Origin of the sequence: Rhodococcus sp. RDE2, from assembly GCF_020885655.1 — a bacterium.
GTDB lineage: Bacteria > Actinomycetota > Actinomycetes > Mycobacteriales > Mycobacteriaceae > Rhodococcus > Rhodococcus pyridinivorans.
On the sequence record NZ_AP025186.1, the window covers coordinates 4,924,038 to 4,940,333 of the forward strand.

Here is a 16,296-nt window from a genome sequence, read left to right on the forward strand (position 1 = left end):
CCGGACCCATCTTGCCGCATGCTCGACACCGCCGCGATCGCCATCTCGATTCGGGTCGCCGCCGCACCGATATGAGCACTTAGTCGGCGATCCGACACATTCCGGCCTTCCAACCGCGACCGTTGGATGCCACAGAATCCGAACTCTGTTCTGGTAGCTGCAATTCGAATTCCCATCGCCTGATCCCTCATCCCCCGGTAGCCGCCACGAAGACGGGACGAACCACAGCTTCCCGACTACCCGAATGAAAGGGAAATTCACCGAATCATGGCCACGAGAACGAATAAACCTGTTCAGAGTACGCATGATCATGCAAAACGAACAGTCTGTCGCTGCTCGGAGGGCCGAGATCGCAGTCCTGCCCGGACGGTTCGGCGCGCCACCGCCGGCGCAGGTGCTTGAGCGTGCCTTGATAAGGAACACTGATGTCACACGAAATGCACCATCTCGATCTGGGACTGTGGGCGCTCTTTCTCGCCTACGGCACCTCGATCGCCGGGTCCTTCGTCGGCCTGTCCTGCGCTCGCCGAGCCGCTACCACCCCACTCGGTCCGACATGCTGGCGCTGGTTGGTGATGGCAGCCTTGTCCATCAGCGGTGTCGGGATCCGGATGACCCACTTCATCGCCATGATGGGCTTCGCGGTGAGCCTGATGCCCTACTGCGGCATGGCTGGATTTCACGCGTCCTTGGACTCGACCGCCACCACGCCGGAGGGCGCGACGCTCCTCGATTCGATGCTTCAGGCATACATTTTCGGCACGACCATACTGGCGGCGCCGCTCGTCGCATTGGTGCTCGCTCGTCAGAGTGCCGACACCGAGGTCGACGAAGCGATCGCCACGTGGAGCGCGGAGATCAATGATGCTGTCCCCTACCCCGGTGACCGAGGGCAGGAGGCCACAGCTGAACTCGACACCCGTCGAGACGTTCCGCGTCGACCTGCCGACCCCCTTCGCAAGGGTGATGTGCAGGTAGTGCCACACGAACGAGTGCGGTAACCACCTCTCTGGTGAAGGACCCACCGTTCGGCGGGTCCTTCACCAGCCCCCGGCGCACGAGTGTTTGTTGAGAGCAGGGGCATTCGCCGGTCTGGATGCTGCCACTGGTGATCAGTGTGCGATGTACTTGGTGGCGAGATACTCGTCGATACCTTCGACCGATCCTTCGCGGCCGAAGCCGGACTCCTTCACCCCTCCGAAGGGCGCGGCCGCGTCGGCGATGATGCCTCGGTTGATTCCGACCATGCCGGTCTCGAGTGCGTTGGCGACTCGGGACGCTCGGTCGAGATTCTGGGTGTAGAAGTACGCAGCGAGGCCGTATTCGGTGTTGTTCGCCGCCGCGATCGCTTCGTCCTCCGTATCGAAGGTGGTGATCGCGGCTACCGGGCCGAAAATCTCCTCACGCAGCAGACGCGCGTCGGGACTCACGCCGTCGAGAACGGTGGGGGAATAGAACGTTCCCGGCCCGTCAGGACGGCCACCGCCGATGCGGATACGCGCACCCTTCGCGACGGCGTCTTCGACCAGAGCATCGACGGTGGCGCACTGCTTCGCGGTGATCAGCGGTCCGATATCGGTTCCTGCGTCGAGACCGTGTCCGGTGCGCAAGGCACCGATGCGTGCCGTGAACTTCTCGCTGAACTCTTCTGCGACGCTACGTGCGACGTGGAATCGGTTGGCTGCTGTACATGCTTGGCCGCCGTTGCGGAATTTTGCAGCCATCGCGCCGTCGACCGCTGCATCGACATCAGCGTCATCGAACACGAGGAAGGGGGCATTGCCTCCGAGTTCCATCGACATCCGCAGGAGCCGATCCGCTGATTGACGAACCAGCATCTTGCCGACACTGGTGGATCCGGTGAACGTGATCTTGCGCAGATCAGCGCTGCTGATCAGTGGTGCGGTCAGCGCTGCAGCATCGGAGGTCGGCAGAATCGACAGCACACCCTCGGGCAGACCCGCATCGGCGAAAATCTGACCGACGAGCAGCATCGTCAAAGGCGTTTCGGCCGCTGGTTTGACGATGATCGAACATCCGGCCGCCAATGCTGGACCGATCTTGCGCGTGGCCATGGCCAACGGAAAGTTCCAGGGGGTGATGGCCAGTACCGGCCCGACCGGTTCTCTGGTGACGACGATGGTGCCGGTTCCCGAGGGGGACGGCGAGACTCGCCCGCTGATTCGGTTCGCTTCCTCGGCAAACCAGTGCAGGAATGATGCGCCGTATTCGATCTCCGCATACGCCTCGTGGAGCGGTTTACCCATCTCGAGAGTGATGGTGCGCGCGAGGTCGTCTGCCCGCTGGTGGATGAGTTCGAATGCGGTGCGCAGTATTTCGGCACGTCGACGCGAGGGAGTCCGCGCCCAGTCCCCCTGCACAGCAGTGGCGTGTTCGAGAGCTCGGCGTCCATCCTCGGGCGCGGCATCGGCGACATGCGCAATCACGGCACCGGTCGCGGGGTCCTCTACGGGGAAAGTGGTGCCGGTAGACGAATCGACGAGTTCTCCACCGACCCAGAGTTGGGTGGGGACGTCCGCGGGGAGAGTGTGGGTCATAGCTCCTGCCGAGTGTGTGAAGGTTCATCGCCACGCCCGACCAGTCGGCACCCGAACCGGGAGCCGAGGCCGATGCAGGTCGCTCGGGTGTAGCCACGCGCGTTCGGTGGCCACACCCGAGCGGGCGAGCGGGTACTAGCTGGTGGTGATGGACTTGCGTGCCTTGTCCTGGAGGGTTTCGAGTGCCCGGATGAGATATCCACGGAAGACAGTGTGGTTTTCGCTCATCGGGAAGTGGCCGATCTCCTTCATCTCGATGAACTCGGCGTTCGGGATCTGCGCCGCGGTCCGGGCGCTGTCCTCGGGGGTGGTGAGGTAGTCGTAGTCACCGGTCAGCATCACAACCGGGCACCGGTCACCGTCGATGTCCGCGAGCTTTCCGCGCAGGTCGTGATCGACCGAGTAGAAGTGCAGGTCACCGCGGAAGGACTCAGAACCCTGGCTGTAGTAGAACCAGGTCTTCCAGCGATCCGCCTCCGGCGACTGAGGTGCCATCAGGTCCCACACGCCGCTCGCGCAGACCTGTGCCGCGTTGGCGTGGGGGTGCTGCCACCAGTCGAGGTAGAAGCCCGGCGAATAGTCCGCACCCTCGACAGGGATGACGCCGGCGAAGCGGTCAGGGTGCCGAAGCGCAAGCTGCAGGGCGATGTTCCCACCGAACGAGGATCCCATGAAGATCGGGTTCTCGAGTTCGAGCGCGTCGCACAACGCCACGATGAAATTGGCGAAGTGGTCCGCGGAAAGCTGGTACTCCTCGGTCCACCATTCGGTGTTCTCCGGCGGATCGGACTTGCCGTGCCGCGGCAGGTCGTAGGCGATGACACGGTAGTTGGCGGTGATCTCCTCGTCTTCGAGCAGACCGCGCCACTGGTGGTTGTGGCAGCCGGCGGTGTGCTGGCACACCAGCGGCTGGCCGGTGCCGTTCTCGAGGTAGAAGACCTTGTACAGCAGTCCGTCGACGTCGACGTCGACGTAGTGGCCGGTGACCGGGGAAATCTTGCTCATCAGTGTTCCTTACGGCTCAAAGGGGGTGGGAGGATCAGACCGGGACGCCGACGGTGCGCAGGAGTTCGATCTGGCGGGTGATGCACCGCAGGTTCTGCATCAGCACCAGGATGTCGCCTTCGAGCTTCATGTCGCGCTGGAAGCTCGCGGCCCAGATGCCGTGGTACATCGGGGCGGGCACCGGGACGCCGAAGTTGCGCCAGGTCTCGGCGCTGGCACGCAGCGCGAACTGGTACGGCACATCCAGCGGACCGGGGTCGATCGCGATGTCCACCACGTTGCCGCGGCTCATCTGGATGACGAACGTGTGGTCGGTCATGTCCAGCAGGTACGAGCAGGTGAAGTACTTGCCGTGTGCCTGGATCTCGGGGTCGGTGTTGTTCGCCTCGGTGAACGAGGCAGCCCAGTCGGCCGTGTCGAGGGCACGCGTAGTGACGGTCATGTGGGATTCCTTCGATGAGGGAGACAGCGAGGCCGAGTGCGAGCACTCGCTCCGGTATGCCGACCCGAATCCGGAAAGTGCTGGCCTCCGGATGCCGTGTCGGCCATGACAGCCATCACACCTCGTGTCCGCCGGATGCGTCCAATACCTATCCGGCCCGGATCGATAGGCAATGACTACTGGTCTCCCGGGGTGGTGTTGGCTATCTTCGGAAACATGCAACCCCAGCTCGACCTGCGACTTCTGTCCTATTTTGTGGCAGTTGCGGAAGAGCTGCACTTCGGGCGCGCAGCCGCCCGTCTGCACATCGCTCAGCCCTCACTGAGCGTGCAGATCCGCAAACTCGAGCAGAACCTCGGCGCGGTGCTGCTGCTGCGCAGCAGCAGGCATGTCGAACTGACCCCTGCCGGCCAGATCCTGCTCGACGAAAGCCGCCGGTTGCTGGCGAACGCCGAACGAGCCGTCAACCTCACCCGCGAAGCCGCCCACGGCGTCAGTACCCGCAAGTTGGTCATCGGCTTTCAAGGCAACGCAGCTGCCGAGCTCACACCGCACATTCTCAGTACGTTCCAGTCGCTGCATCCGGGCATCCAGGTGCAGATGCATTCCTACGATTTCTCCGACCCGTATGTCGGGTTGGCCGACGGATCCTCCGATGTCGCCTTCGTTCGGCCCCCGCTGTTGATGCAGGACTGGCTGGGCATGGAAGCCCTGTTCGTCGAACCCCGGGTGATGGTCGTGTCCGCGAATCATCCGCTCGCCCAGTTGCCCGAGGTGAGCGTCGAACAGGTCACCAACGAGTTCTTCGTCGCACGCAAAGCCCCCGAGAACTGGCGAAACTACTGGCTGGCCACAGAATCGCGCCAAGGCGAACCGGTGCGGGTCGGCGCAGACGTCGCCACCGTCGACGAATGCTTCGAAGCGATCCTCGCCGAGCGCGGCGTGGCATTCTCACAAGCCTCGACGCAACGCTTCTACAGCAGACCGAGCCTGGCATTCGTTCCGGTGACCGACATCCCGCCCACGGCGCTGTCCATCGCCTGGCGCACGGATGTCGCGTCCAAACCCGTACAGGATTTCATCGACACAGCACGCGCTGTGGCCTCGCTCCACACCGTGCCCGGAGCATGGTCCACCCGGCCTCACAACTCGATCACCGAAGGTGCCCACCGCACGACAGGCTGACTTCTCCTGGCCCCTCGAATCAGCGTTCCGATCACTGGTGCCTTCTTACCGAACCCATTGCTCAGCGTGCGAGTACCGCTCGACGTCACGAACGGTCACAGTCTTTCCCGAGCCGACGTGGACCTGTTGCAGACAACCAACGACACGGCGGCCTCCCTCCGGAGACCGCCGTGTCGTTGGTTGTGCAGCACACCTGGGCGTGACTACCCGCGCTGCTCCGGAAGGTCTTGTGACACAACGCCACATGCAAACCCGGTCCGGAGCCACGCAACAGACGTAGTCCTCTGCGCACCCAGTCCGGATCGAGGCGACATCGCGAGCAGCGATGGCCCTACGACAGCCGGCCGTTCACCCGGCGGGGGATACCCCACGGGTTCGCATCGACGAGAGCGGACGGCAGGTTCGCTTCGGGCACCGACTGGTAGGCGACCGGACGCAGGAACCGCCGAATCGCGGTCGCTCCGACGGAGGTGTGTACCGAGTTGGTGGCCGGGTAGGGACCACCGTGGTGCTGAGCCCAACCCACGGCCACACCGGTGGGCCATCCATTCCAGATGACGCGCCCCGCACGGCGCGCAAGCGCACCGAGCAGTCCCGCAGCATCGGGATCGTCATCGGTTCCGTGGACGGTCGCTGTCAACGTGCCCGGCAGGACAGCCATCGCCGCGTACAGCTCCTCGATCGATGCGTAGGTCACGATCAGCCCGAACGGACCGAAGCATTCTTCGAGCAGGTCCTGAGGGTTTCGACGCAGTGCCCGAGCGTCGGTCACGCCGATGACCGGGCGCACCGACAGTTCGTCCAGACCACTTTGCTCGGGCACTGCCACCGGCCGGACCTCGGGATGGTCGAGGATCTGCTGGGACACCTCGAGAAACGACTGCCTGATCCCTGCGTGCAGCAGACGGAACGAATCATCGGCGACCGCGGTTCGAACGAGCCACTCGATCGAACTCTGCTCGGGAACGAACAGCAGCCCCGGCTTGGTGCAGAACTGACCCGCACCGAGCAGCAACGATTCGAGGAACTCGCCGGCGATCTTGCCCGACCGGTCCTCGGCAGCCGCAGGTGTCACGAACACCGGATTGGTGCTGCCGAGCTCACCGTAGAACGGGATGGGATCCGGGCGACCGGCTGCCAGATCGGCCAGCGCACGGCCACCCGATGTCGAGCCGGTGAACCCGACGGCGGTGATACGCCGATCCTGGACGAGCTGACGTCCGATCTCGGCGCCCTGCACAACCCCGAAGGTGCCGTCCGGGGCGCCGCCCGCCCGCAGTCCCTCGTCGATCGCCCGCGCATAAGCGGCGGTCAATCGCGGCTGAGCAGGGTGGGCTTTGGCCACGACGGGGCAGCCGGCAGCCAATGCCGAAGCAGTGTCTCCGCCGCCGAGTCCGAATGCGAACGGAAAGTTGCTCGCACCGAACACTGCGACAGGTCCGGTGGGTACGAGCATCCGACGCAGATCGGGACGCGGAGCAGGGTGCGCATCCGGATCGGCCGTGTCGATGATCGCTTCCAGCCAGGAGCCCTCCTCGACGACCTCGGCGAACATCCGCAGCTGCGTCGTCGTCCGCGTGACTTCGCCGCGCAGGCGCGGCTCGGGCAGTGAACTGTCGGCGGCCGCCAGCGGCACCAGTTCCGACGCTGTGGCGTCGAGCGCATCGGCCACCGACCGCAGAAGGTGCGCTCGCTCGTGCAGGTCCGTACGAGCAAGAGGCGCCGCGGCGGCCTCGGCGGCGTCGAGAATCCGCTCGTAATCCTGCGCGGAGGTGTCGAGAAGAGTGTCTGTCGCAGTGGTTTCCATTGCTGTCCTGTCGAATTCGGAGCATTCCGTGCTGAGTGTGTGGATCTCAGTGTGCGGGAGAACCGATGTGATGCGACATCTCCACATGGAGATGGTGTGAGTGCAGTCACCGCCTCCAGGATGGGCATCACACGAGATACCGGATGACTTTGGAGGACGACGATGACCGCAACGACAGGACCACTCGCGGGGGTTCGGGTACTGGATATGACACGTCTGGCGCCCGGACCGTACGCGAGCATGCTGCTCGCGGACCTCGGCGCAGAAGTGATCGCAATCGGTGGTGGTCGTTCCGGGCTTCCGGTGCCCGCGCTGTCGCGAGGCAAGGAATTCATCTCGCTCGATCTCAAGACCGCCGACGGCCTCGACGCCCTGCACACCCTCGTTTCGGAAGCCGACGTCTTCATGGAAGGATTCCGCCCCGGAGTGGCAGACAAGCTGGGCGCCGGCTACGCGGAACTGTCGGCCCTCAATCCCGGACTCGTCTACTGCAGCGTGACGGGCTACGGCCAGAACGGGCCCATGGCGCAGCGCGCCGGGCACGACATCAACTACCTGGCCATCGCCGGTGCCCTCGGGACCTTCGGCCCCTCGGATCACCCGCCGACACTGCCGCTGAACCTGGTCGCCGACTTCGCAGGCGGCGGATTGCTGTCGGCATTCGGCATCATGTCCGCCCTCTACGACCGCACGCGTACAGGCAAAGGCCGGTACATCGATGCCGCCATGGTCGACGGCGTGCTGTCGATGATGGGAATGAACTTCGTCGACTGGCAGACGCCGACGCTGCCCGGACGTGGACACGGCGTACTGACCGGATCGATGCCGTTCTATCGGTGCTACCGCTGCTCCGACGATCGCTACGTCGCAGTCGGGGCCCTCGAGACCGCCTTCTTCGAACGGTTGTGGACCACCCTCGACCTCGGTGCCGTTCCGAACCATTTCGACGAGTCCACCTGGGACCACATCGAAAAGTCACTGACCACAGCATTCGAGACGAAGACGATGGCGGAGTGGACCACAGTGTTCGCCGATGTCGATGCCTGCGTGACACCGGTACTCGAACCGCACGAACTCGCCACCTTCGATCAGATCGTCGCCCGGGACCCGGACTTCGCACTGGATTCGGTCCCCGTGGTCCCGGTGTTCTCCGACGGCCCGACACGGCGCGCCACCGACACCCACGTCAAGACCGAGGAAGTGCTGCGCCGTGCCGGTGTCGCCGAAGACCTCGCCCACCGGGCGGCCGCAGCCGGTATCCCCTCGTCCGTGACGGGTCTGAGCTGGCCCCCACTGTGACCGTCGAACTTCCGAATCATCACCTTCCCCACACAGACCAGGAGTAATTCATGAGTATCGAGTATCGCGAATTCCGCGAGAGCGTCCGCAAACTCGCGCAGACCAAGATCGCACCGCACGCCGCCGATGTGGACGACAAGGAACGATTCCCCTCGGAATCCTGGGCAGCCCTGCGCAGCAACGACCTGCCCGGACTCGCCTACCCCGAGAGCCTCGGCGGCAGTGGAGCCGACCTGCTCGCCCAGGTCATCGCTGTAGAAGAAGTCGCAGCGTCCTGTGCAAGCACGGCACTGGTCATGCTGGTCAACTGGGCCGGCACCTCCACCGTGCTCCGTCAAGGCTCCGACGAACTCAAGCAACTGGTGGTACCGAACGTCGCATCGGGCGCCGCCGGCGCCGCATGGTGCATGACCGAGCCGCGCGTGGGCTCGGACCTGTCGGCGATCGCAACGACCGCAACCCAGGATGGGTCCGACTGGATCCTCAACGGTCAGAAGCGGTTCATCAGCAATGCGCCGTGGGCCGACTGGTACGCCGTGCTGGCGAAGACCGGCGAGAAGTCACTCGGCATCTTCATGGTGCACAAGGACGACACCGGCGTCAGTTTCGGCGCTCCCGAAAAGAAGATGGGTATGCGCGGCAGCCCCACGACCGACGTGAACTTCGACGAGTGCCGGCTGCCCGCCGTCCGGGTCGTCAACGACCCCTACCAGGGGTTCGCGTACATCTCCGAGGAACTGAACGTCAGCCGGGCACTCATCGCCGCGCAGGCTCTCGGCATCGCACAGGGCGCATTCGATGCCGCCGTGTCGTACACGACCGACCGCGAGCAGTTCGGCCAGTCCATCTCCCGCTTCCAGCTTCTGCGCGGCATGGTCGCCGATATGGCCGTCAAGATCGAGTCGGCCCGCACGCTGCTGTACGACGCAGCCCGTCTCATCGACGACGGGGAACCGGCGGGACGGACGAAGGCGGCCATGGCGAAGCTGCTGTGCAGCGACACCGCCATGTCGGTGACCACCGATGCGCTCCAACTGCACGGCGGATACGGCTATGTCCGTGATTATCCGGTCGAGCGGATGATGCGCGACGCCAAGATCACCCAGATCTACGAGGGCACCAACCAGATCCAGCGACTCATCATCGCCAAGTCGGTATACGGAAAGTAGGCGCACCGTGCACCACCCCCAGCAACAACAAGCGCTGAGCGGCATCCGGGTCCTCGACCTCGGCGAGATCATGCAGGCGCCCGTGGCCGCGCAGGTTCTCGGCGACCTCGGCGCCGAAGTGATCAAGGTCGAGCGCGGTGTCAACGGAGACATGCTGCGAGGCCTCGATCGCGAGTCACTCGACGAAGGTCGCCCCAGTGCCTACTTCGCCGCGGTCAACCGCAACAAGCGCAGCATCGCACTGAACCTGAAAACCTCTGAGGGGCAGGACATTCTCCATCAGCTCCTCGCGGAGGCGGATGTTCTCATCCACAGCTACCGGACCGCGGCAGTCGAACGACTGGGCTTGACCTACGACGATCTGCACGAGCGCTATCCTCGGCTCGTCTACGGCACTGCGACCGGATTCGGCGAGACCGGGCCATACGCCCACAAAGCAGGCCAGGACATGCTCGCGCAGGCACTGAGCGGAATGGCACGCGCGTGCGGCGACCCGTCGATCTCGGCATACGTACATCCGGTACCGACCGTGGACTACGCCTCGGGTATGGCCCTCGCCCAGGGAATCTTGGCAGCACTGTTCGAACGCGAGCGCTCCGGCCGCGGCCAGAAGGTCAGCGTCAACCTCTTCGATACAGCACTGGCCCTGCAGACTCTCGAAAGCTCCACACTGCTGGCGTACCAGCGTGAGACCAACTGGGTCAGCGACTGGTACAGCGGCATCTTCGAAACGACCGACGGTCTGCTCTTGGTACTCGGCCTGTTCCGCGAGAACGCTCTGGGTCTGGCATGCAAAGCTCTCGACATCGACGATCTGTCCGTCCAGCCGACGTTCGCCACACCACAGCTCCAGGCAGAGAACAAAGAGGCCGCCAACGCGGTTCTGCGTCCGCTGGTCGCACAGTTGAGCACCGCCGAGGCGGCAGAGTTGTTCGACGGGGTCGATCTGCTGTGCGCACCGCTGCTCACCCTGCAAGAAGCGCTCGATCATCCCCAGACGCGGCACAACGGCACGCTCGTCGACGTCGAGATCGAGGGTGTGCGCACCACCCGGTTGATGGGCAACCCTGTCACGTTGTCCCGCACCCCCGCCCAGGTGCGCCGTGGGGTGCCGGCGGTCAGTGAACATGCCGACGAAATCCTCCATGAGCTCGGTATCTCCGAGTCCGATGTCCAGACCTTGCGCAATAAGGGAGTGATCCGATGAGTAATGCGATGCAGACGGACCCGACGAGCCCGACCACCGGCACCGCCACCGCGATGGTGCTCGAAGGCTTCGGACAGACCATGACCGCGACGACGTTTCCGCGCGTGACCCCCGAGGCCGGCGCGGTCGTCGTCGACGTCACGCACGCGGGAATCTGTGGAACCGACATCCACCTGCAGCAAGGTCGCCTGCCCATTCCGGTACCGCTCATCCTCGGACACGAGGCGGTCGGTCGCGTACACGCCCTCGGCGAGGGAGTCACCACCGATGCCCGGGGCGAGCAACTGCACGTCGGGGACGCGATCTCATGGGCGTCCAACATCCCGTGCGGGCACTGCTACTACTGCCAGGACCAGCACGAACCGTCGCTGTGCGAGACCCGCAAGGTGTACGGCATCAACCAGTCGTCGGCCGACTGGCCCCATCTGTCGGGTGGGTGGTCCGAACAGATCTACCTCCAGCCCGGCTCGACGATCATCCGCATCCCGTCCTCGGTGACCCCGCAGCAGGTGATCGCACTCGGCTGCGCCGGCCCGACGGCCGTGCACGCCGTGAACGATATAGCCAAGCCGCAGACAGGTGATGTCGTCGTGGTCCAGGGCAGCGGACCGGTCGGCCTGGCCTGCGCCATGTACGCCACACTCGCCGGCGCGGCGAAAGTGATCATCGTCGGCGGGCCGGCCAACCGTCTCGGGGTCGCGCAGGCCGCCGGAATCGGCGACATCCACATCGACATCTTCACCGAGACCGATCAAGAGGCCCGCCTGGAACGGATCCTCGCGCACACACCGGACGGGCGCGGCGCCGACGTCGTCATCGAGGCCACCGGCGTCCCGACCGCAGTAGCCGAAGGCATCGACCTCGCCCGCCGCGGCGGCAAGTACCTCGTCGTCGGGCAGTACACCGACCACGGCACCACCCCGATCAACCCCCACTACATCACCAAAAAGCAGCTGCAGGTGCTGGGAAGCTGGGCGTTCTCTCCGCAGAACCACCTCGAATACGTCGAATCCCTCCCCCGGCTGACCGCCCACTTCGATCTCGCGTCGATGGTCACCGAATACCCGCTCACCGAGGCGGACGATGCCATGACCGATATGCGGGACGGGCGCACGCTCAAGTCGGTCCTCACCACCGGAGGCCGGTCGTGACCAACTCCCGGTACACCGCGGCGATCGAGGCGATGCTCGAGCGGATCGACTCGACCGCCAAGCAGACCGACGGCACCTTCCCGCACTACGGCGACATCGAATCCGGCGAATGGACCACCACCGCCGACGGAAACTGGACGGGAGGATTCTGGGGTGGCCTGGCCGCACTCGGCTTCGCCGCCTCGGGTGACAAGCGCCTGGCGCACCTCGCCGACGACATCACCGCGCAGATCCTGCCCCGGCAGAATTCCGACACCGCATTCCGCGGCTTCCTCTTCTGGTACGGGGCCGCAGTCAACCACCTCGTCACCGGAAGCGACGACGCGGCGCAGACCGCTCTGGCAGGTGCCCACGGCCTGCTCACCAGCTTCAACGATCGCGCCGGCATCATCCCACTCGGAGCAGAAGCAGAAGAAGCAGAGGCGGTCGGAGAAGGCGCCGCGAACATCGACGCCGTGCCGGGCACCGTCGCGCTGCTGTCGTGGGCCTCGGCACATACCGGCGACCCACGCTTCCTCGACGCCGCGATCCGCCACGCGCAGCGGCACATCGAACTGTGCATCCGCACCGATGGCTCGGTCTGTCAGTCGGCACGATTCGACACATCCAATGGTGCACTGCTGGATCGCTATACCCACAAGGGCATGAACGCCGACAGTACCTGGGGCCGGGCACAGGCGTGGGCGATGGTGGCATACGCCCAGGCTGCGCAGTGGGCATCGCCGTCCTTCCTGCCGACCGCCGTCCGACTGGCCGAATGGTGGCTCGACCGCACACCGAACGGCGGCGTCGTGTCCTGGGACTTCGACGCCGGCACCGGTCCGGACGTACCGATCGACACCTCCGCCACGGCCATCGCCGCTGCCGCGCTGCTCAAGCTCGATCGGCTCGTCCCTGAGCGGACCGACTTCCGGGACCGGGCCGTCGCCCACGTCGAGGCACTCCTCGATCACCTCACCCCCACCGGACCACACGACAGCAGACCGGCAGGGATCCTGATGGACGGTTGCTTCGACAAACGCCGCGACTTCGCGACCCGAAACGAACTGATCTGGGGCGACTACTTCCTGCTCGAGTGCCTGATCAACCTGAACAACCGGTCCGATACGCTGAAGTTGTGACCGAACCACCATGACGGGTCACCCGAGACCCCGGAAAGAAGATCGAGGAAAGCCGGTGTCGGAAAATACACCTACTGCAGCTCACGAGTTCACCCACTCGGACCTCAAACCGTCGATCCTCGACAATCTCGCACTTTCGCGCGCCGAGCTGCTGGTTCTGACCGACGAAGCGTCAGCGATGACCACAGCAGGCCAGCGGATCCGGGAGATCGGCGACTTCGACATGTCGCTCATCGGGCGCGTCGAGGTCGATGGGGTGATGGTTCACCGCAGTTGGCAGGGCACGAAGAGCAACGCTCTGCACCGACTGGTGGTGCCGGAAGGGATCGGGCTCGGCGGCAAGAGCATCATGCTCCAACAACCCGTCTGGGTACGGGACTATCTGTCCGATCCCGGAATCACCCACGACTTCGACGCGCTCGTCGAACAGGAGTCACTGCGAGGAATGCTTGCCGTGCCCATGGCTTATGAAGGTCATGTACTCGGCGCCATGTACGTCGGCACCCGCGAATATTCGTCCTTCGGTGATCGAGTCATCGCAGAGATCCAGTCAATCGCCGAAACGGCCGCCGTCACTCTCCTCAGCGCCCAAAGGGCCGCCACCCAGACAGAACTCGCCCTCGAAGCCGAACGGAAACGGCTCGCCGAATCCCTACACGATTCCGTGAGCCCGGTCCTTTTCCGGATCGGTGCCGAACTGCAGAGCCTGCGCGCCCTCGCTGACGCGCAGGCGATCCACGATCGCCTGCAGGAGATCACCGAACAGGTACACGCCGTCAATGCTTCCATCCGCAGATCGCTGACCGACCTCACCGCGCGGCCCCCCGAACGGAATCTTCCGGTCGGCATCGAGGAGGACTGCCAGGCATTCACGCTCCGGACCAGTATCCCGGCCCGTTTCGTGCCACTGACCGAATCCCCCGACCTCGATGTCAGCCGCGTCGAGGCACTCCAACGCCTTGTTCGCGAAGCGCTGGTCAACGTGGAGAAACACGCCGACGCGTCCACTGTGGTGGTCAGCTTGTCGGCGCGGTCGGGCAAGGTGACGGTCGTCATCAGCGACGACGGCCGGGGCGTCGACGGCACCGACGATCCGATGCGAGGAAGCCAGCTGGGGCTCGGATTGGCTGCAGGGCGCCTCGAGCGGCTCGGGGGCGGCATGTCGGTGGTCAGCGACGACGAAAGCGGCACCACCGTGCGCGGCTGGGTAGACGCTCTGGAGGGACCGAGCACATGACCGCGCCACCGAAGACCATCCGCATCCTCGTCGTCGACGATCATCCGATCGTGCGTGGCGGCGTGGAACTACTCGCCCGCGAGGACACCGACCTCGAAGTCGTGGGAGGTGCACTGACCGGCTCTGCCGCGGTCGAATTGGCCCGCACCCTGCCCGTCGACGTCATCCTCCTCGATCTTCGGCTCCCCGATATCCCTGCACCGGAACTGATTCCGCGTCTTCGTCGAGTTGCGCCGCACGCGCGGATACTGCTGTTCACCGCGTTCGCCGATCACGGTGCCATCGATCTACTGATGGAAGCAGGCGCCGACGGCTGCCTCGTCAAGGACATCAGCGGACAGGACTTCGCCACAGCCATTCACCGTGTGTCCAGCGGAATCCGGGTGGTCGACCCGAGGTTGACGGGACCACGAAAAGTCGTGACCTCCGAGGCGCTGTACCGGGCCGGCCTGACCCGGCGCGAGTACGAAGTGCTGCGTTTTGCGGCCATGGGTCACAGCAATCCCGAAATCGCTCAGGAACTGTCTCTCACCCGCAACACCGTAAAGACCTATCTGCAGAGCGCCATGCAGAAACTGAACGCGCGCAATCGCGTCGAAGCCATTGCACGCGCTCACGAACTTCGCTTGCTCTGAATCGAATTCGCTATACCCGGAGCGCACTCCACCTCTCCACATGGAGATGTTATGTGTTCTGGGTCACCCATATATTGAGCCGCAGAAATCATCTCGCGCTCGCGGCAACGGAGGCCCCACATGCCCAAAATGTCCCAAACATCGAAAGTAGGCTTTGCCAGCGGTGTCGGCACAACAGTCGAATGGTACGACTTCTTCATCTACGGCACCGCAGCCGGACTCGTCTTCAACAAGATCTTCTTCCCCGAGTTCGACTCTCTGATCGGCACTCTGCTCGCCTTTGCCACGTTCTCTGCCGCCTTCGTGGCGCGCCCGCTCGGCGGAGTGGTGTTCGGTCACTTCGGTGACCGGATCGGACGCAAGTCCATGCTCGTGATCACCTTGACCATCATGGGCTTGACCACTCTCGGAGTCGGGCTGCTCCCGAGCTACGAGACCATCGGCGTCGCCGCACCGATCATCCTCGTCACCTTGCGTTTCGTGCAGGGTCTCGCACTCGGTGGCGAGATCGGCGGGGCGATCCTCATGGCCGTCGAACACGCTCCCGCCGACAAACGCGGCTACTACGGCAGCTGGGTGCAAATGGGCGTGCCGGCAGGACTGATGCTCGGTAACACGGTCTTTTTGTTGATGGCCGGACTGTCTCCCGAAGCATTCGAATCCTGGGGATGGCGCGTTCCCTTCCTGATCGGCGGCGCATTCGTCGCGATCGGCCTGTTCGTCCGACTGCATGTCGGCGAAAGCCCGAACTTCGCCCGCGTCAAGAAGAACGCACAGTTGGAGAAGCTGCCCATCGGGGTGGTCCTTCGCCACTACCCCAAGCAGGTCCTCCTGACCTGTGGTGCCTACTTCGCCATCGGCGTCACCTTCTACGGCACTACGGTATTCGGCCTCAGCTACGGCGTCACGCAGGTCGGCTACACCCGAAACCAGATGCTGACACTCGTCCTCGTCGCCATGGCGGTCACGTTCGTCGCACTACCGTTGTTCGGCAAGCTGTCGGACGCCTACGGCCGAAAGCCGGTCTTCCTCGCCGGGGTTCTCGCCATGCTGCTGTTCACCTTCCCCTGGTTCTGGCTGGTCAACTCCGGATCCTTCGCGCTGGCGATGATCGGGTTCGTGGTGTTCTGCCTCGCCTTCGCCACCTCCTACGGTCCCCTCGCAGCCTTCTTCGCCGAAGCCTTCGACACCCGCATCCGCTACACCGGGATCTCCTTCGGCTACACGATCGGCACCCTCGCCTCGAGCGCTCCCGCACCGATCGTCGCCACCTACCTGCTCGATCGCACCGGCTCGTACGTCGCCGTGGCGCTGTTCATGGTCGCAATGTGCGCCGTCTCCGTCGTCTGCGTGATCGCCATGCGCGAGACCTACCGACAGGACCTGTCCGACAACGACGAAACCTCCGGACAGGAACAGCTGTCACCGACCTCTCACTGAGCACGCTCACGCACCGGTCCCCGGTCGCCGACGCCCTGCC

At 64.5% G+C, this 16,296-nt stretch carries 14 protein-coding genes; 10 read left to right on the plus strand and 4 right to left on the minus strand.

What is annotated here, in order from left to right; all coding sequences use genetic code 11:
- The first annotated feature begins 437 nt into the window (after positions 1 to 437).
- Entirely contained in the window at positions 438 to 1,001 is a 564-nt protein-coding gene (locus tag LPH33_RS22935) for an MHYT domain-containing protein (RefSeq protein ID WP_229566224.1), read from the plus strand.
- A 111-nt stretch (positions 1,002 to 1,112) separates the two neighbouring features.
- Here LPH33_RS22935 and LPH33_RS22940 read toward each other — a convergent pair whose 3' ends face one another.
- The 3 genes from LPH33_RS22940 to LPH33_RS22950 form a co-directional block, all read right to left on the minus strand.
- Positions 1,113 to 2,558 carry an NAD-dependent succinate-semialdehyde dehydrogenase gene (locus tag LPH33_RS22940; protein ID WP_229566226.1) on the minus strand — a complete coding sequence of 482 codons (1,446 nt, stop codon included), beginning with the start codon at positions 2,556 to 2,558 and terminating at the stop codon, positions 1,113 to 1,115.
- Positions 2,559 to 2,693: 135 nt separating this feature from the next.
- Positions 2,694 to 3,563: an alpha/beta fold hydrolase gene (locus tag LPH33_RS22945; RefSeq protein ID WP_019288297.1), complete on the minus strand. Its 870-nt coding sequence runs from the start codon at positions 3,561 to 3,563 to the stop codon at positions 2,694 to 2,696.
- A gap of 34 nt (positions 3,564 to 3,597) precedes the next feature.
- Positions 3,598 to 4,005, minus strand: coding sequence for a hypothetical protein (locus LPH33_RS22950; protein WP_006553284.1), 408 nt, complete (start codon positions 4,003 to 4,005; stop codon positions 3,598 to 3,600).
- A 105-nt stretch (positions 4,006 to 4,110) separates the two neighbouring features.
- Here LPH33_RS22950 and LPH33_RS22955 point away from each other — a divergent pair, with 105 nt between their 5' ends.
- Positions 4,111 to 5,190: a LysR family transcriptional regulator gene (locus tag LPH33_RS22955; RefSeq protein ID WP_301850874.1), complete on the plus strand. Its 1,080-nt coding sequence runs from the start codon at positions 4,111 to 4,113 to the stop codon at positions 5,188 to 5,190.
- 331 nt (positions 5,191 to 5,521) lie between these two features.
- Here the strand turns inward: LPH33_RS22955 and LPH33_RS22960 are convergent, their stop codons facing one another.
- Positions 5,522 to 6,997, minus strand: coding sequence for an aldehyde dehydrogenase (NADP(+)) (locus tag LPH33_RS22960; RefSeq protein WP_229566227.1), 1,476 nt, complete (start codon positions 6,995 to 6,997; stop codon positions 5,522 to 5,524).
- 162 nt (positions 6,998 to 7,159) lie between these two features.
- Here LPH33_RS22960 and LPH33_RS22965 point away from each other — a divergent pair, with 162 nt between their 5' ends.
- The 8 genes from LPH33_RS22965 (at position 7,160) to LPH33_RS23000 (ending at position 16,256) form a co-directional block, all read left to right on the plus strand.
- Positions 7,160 to 8,296, plus strand: a complete 1,137-nt coding sequence (locus tag LPH33_RS22965; protein ID WP_071936074.1) for a CaiB/BaiF CoA transferase family protein — start codon at positions 7,160 to 7,162, stop codon at positions 8,294 to 8,296.
- Positions 8,297 to 8,346: 50 nt separating this feature from the next.
- Complete coding sequence (locus LPH33_RS22970) at positions 8,347 to 9,465, plus strand: acyl-CoA dehydrogenase family protein (RefSeq protein WP_024102239.1); 1,119 nt, start codon at positions 8,347 to 8,349, stop codon at positions 9,463 to 9,465.
- Positions 9,466 to 9,472: 7 nt separating this feature from the next.
- Positions 9,473 to 10,672 carry a CaiB/BaiF CoA transferase family protein gene (locus tag LPH33_RS22975; RefSeq protein WP_229566229.1) on the plus strand — a complete coding sequence of 400 codons (1,200 nt, stop codon included), beginning with the start codon at positions 9,473 to 9,475 and terminating at the stop codon, positions 10,670 to 10,672.
- Complete coding sequence (locus LPH33_RS22980; RefSeq protein ID WP_229566230.1) at positions 10,669 to 11,823, plus strand: zinc-binding dehydrogenase; 1,155 nt, start codon at positions 10,669 to 10,671, stop codon at positions 11,821 to 11,823. The genes LPH33_RS22975 and LPH33_RS22980 overlap by 4 nt, the downstream gene beginning before the upstream one ends.
- Complete coding sequence (locus LPH33_RS22985; RefSeq protein ID WP_006552212.1) at positions 11,820 to 12,944, plus strand: glycoside hydrolase family 88 protein; 1,125 nt, start codon at positions 11,820 to 11,822, stop codon at positions 12,942 to 12,944. The genes LPH33_RS22980 and LPH33_RS22985 overlap by 4 nt, the downstream gene beginning before the upstream one ends.
- 55 nt (positions 12,945 to 12,999) lie before the next feature.
- Positions 13,000 to 14,181, plus strand: a complete 1,182-nt coding sequence (locus tag LPH33_RS22990; protein ID WP_229566232.1) for a GAF domain-containing sensor histidine kinase — start codon at positions 13,000 to 13,002, stop codon at positions 14,179 to 14,181.
- Positions 14,178 to 14,816, plus strand: a complete 639-nt coding sequence (locus tag LPH33_RS22995) for a response regulator (protein WP_019288290.1) — start codon at positions 14,178 to 14,180, stop codon at positions 14,814 to 14,816. The genes LPH33_RS22990 and LPH33_RS22995 overlap by 4 nt, the downstream gene beginning before the upstream one ends.
- A gap of 120 nt (positions 14,817 to 14,936) precedes the next feature.
- Positions 14,937 to 16,256, plus strand: coding sequence for an MFS transporter (locus tag LPH33_RS23000; RefSeq protein WP_229566233.1), 1,320 nt, complete (start codon positions 14,937 to 14,939; stop codon positions 16,254 to 16,256).
- Positions 16,257 to 16,296: the final 40 nt, after the last annotated feature.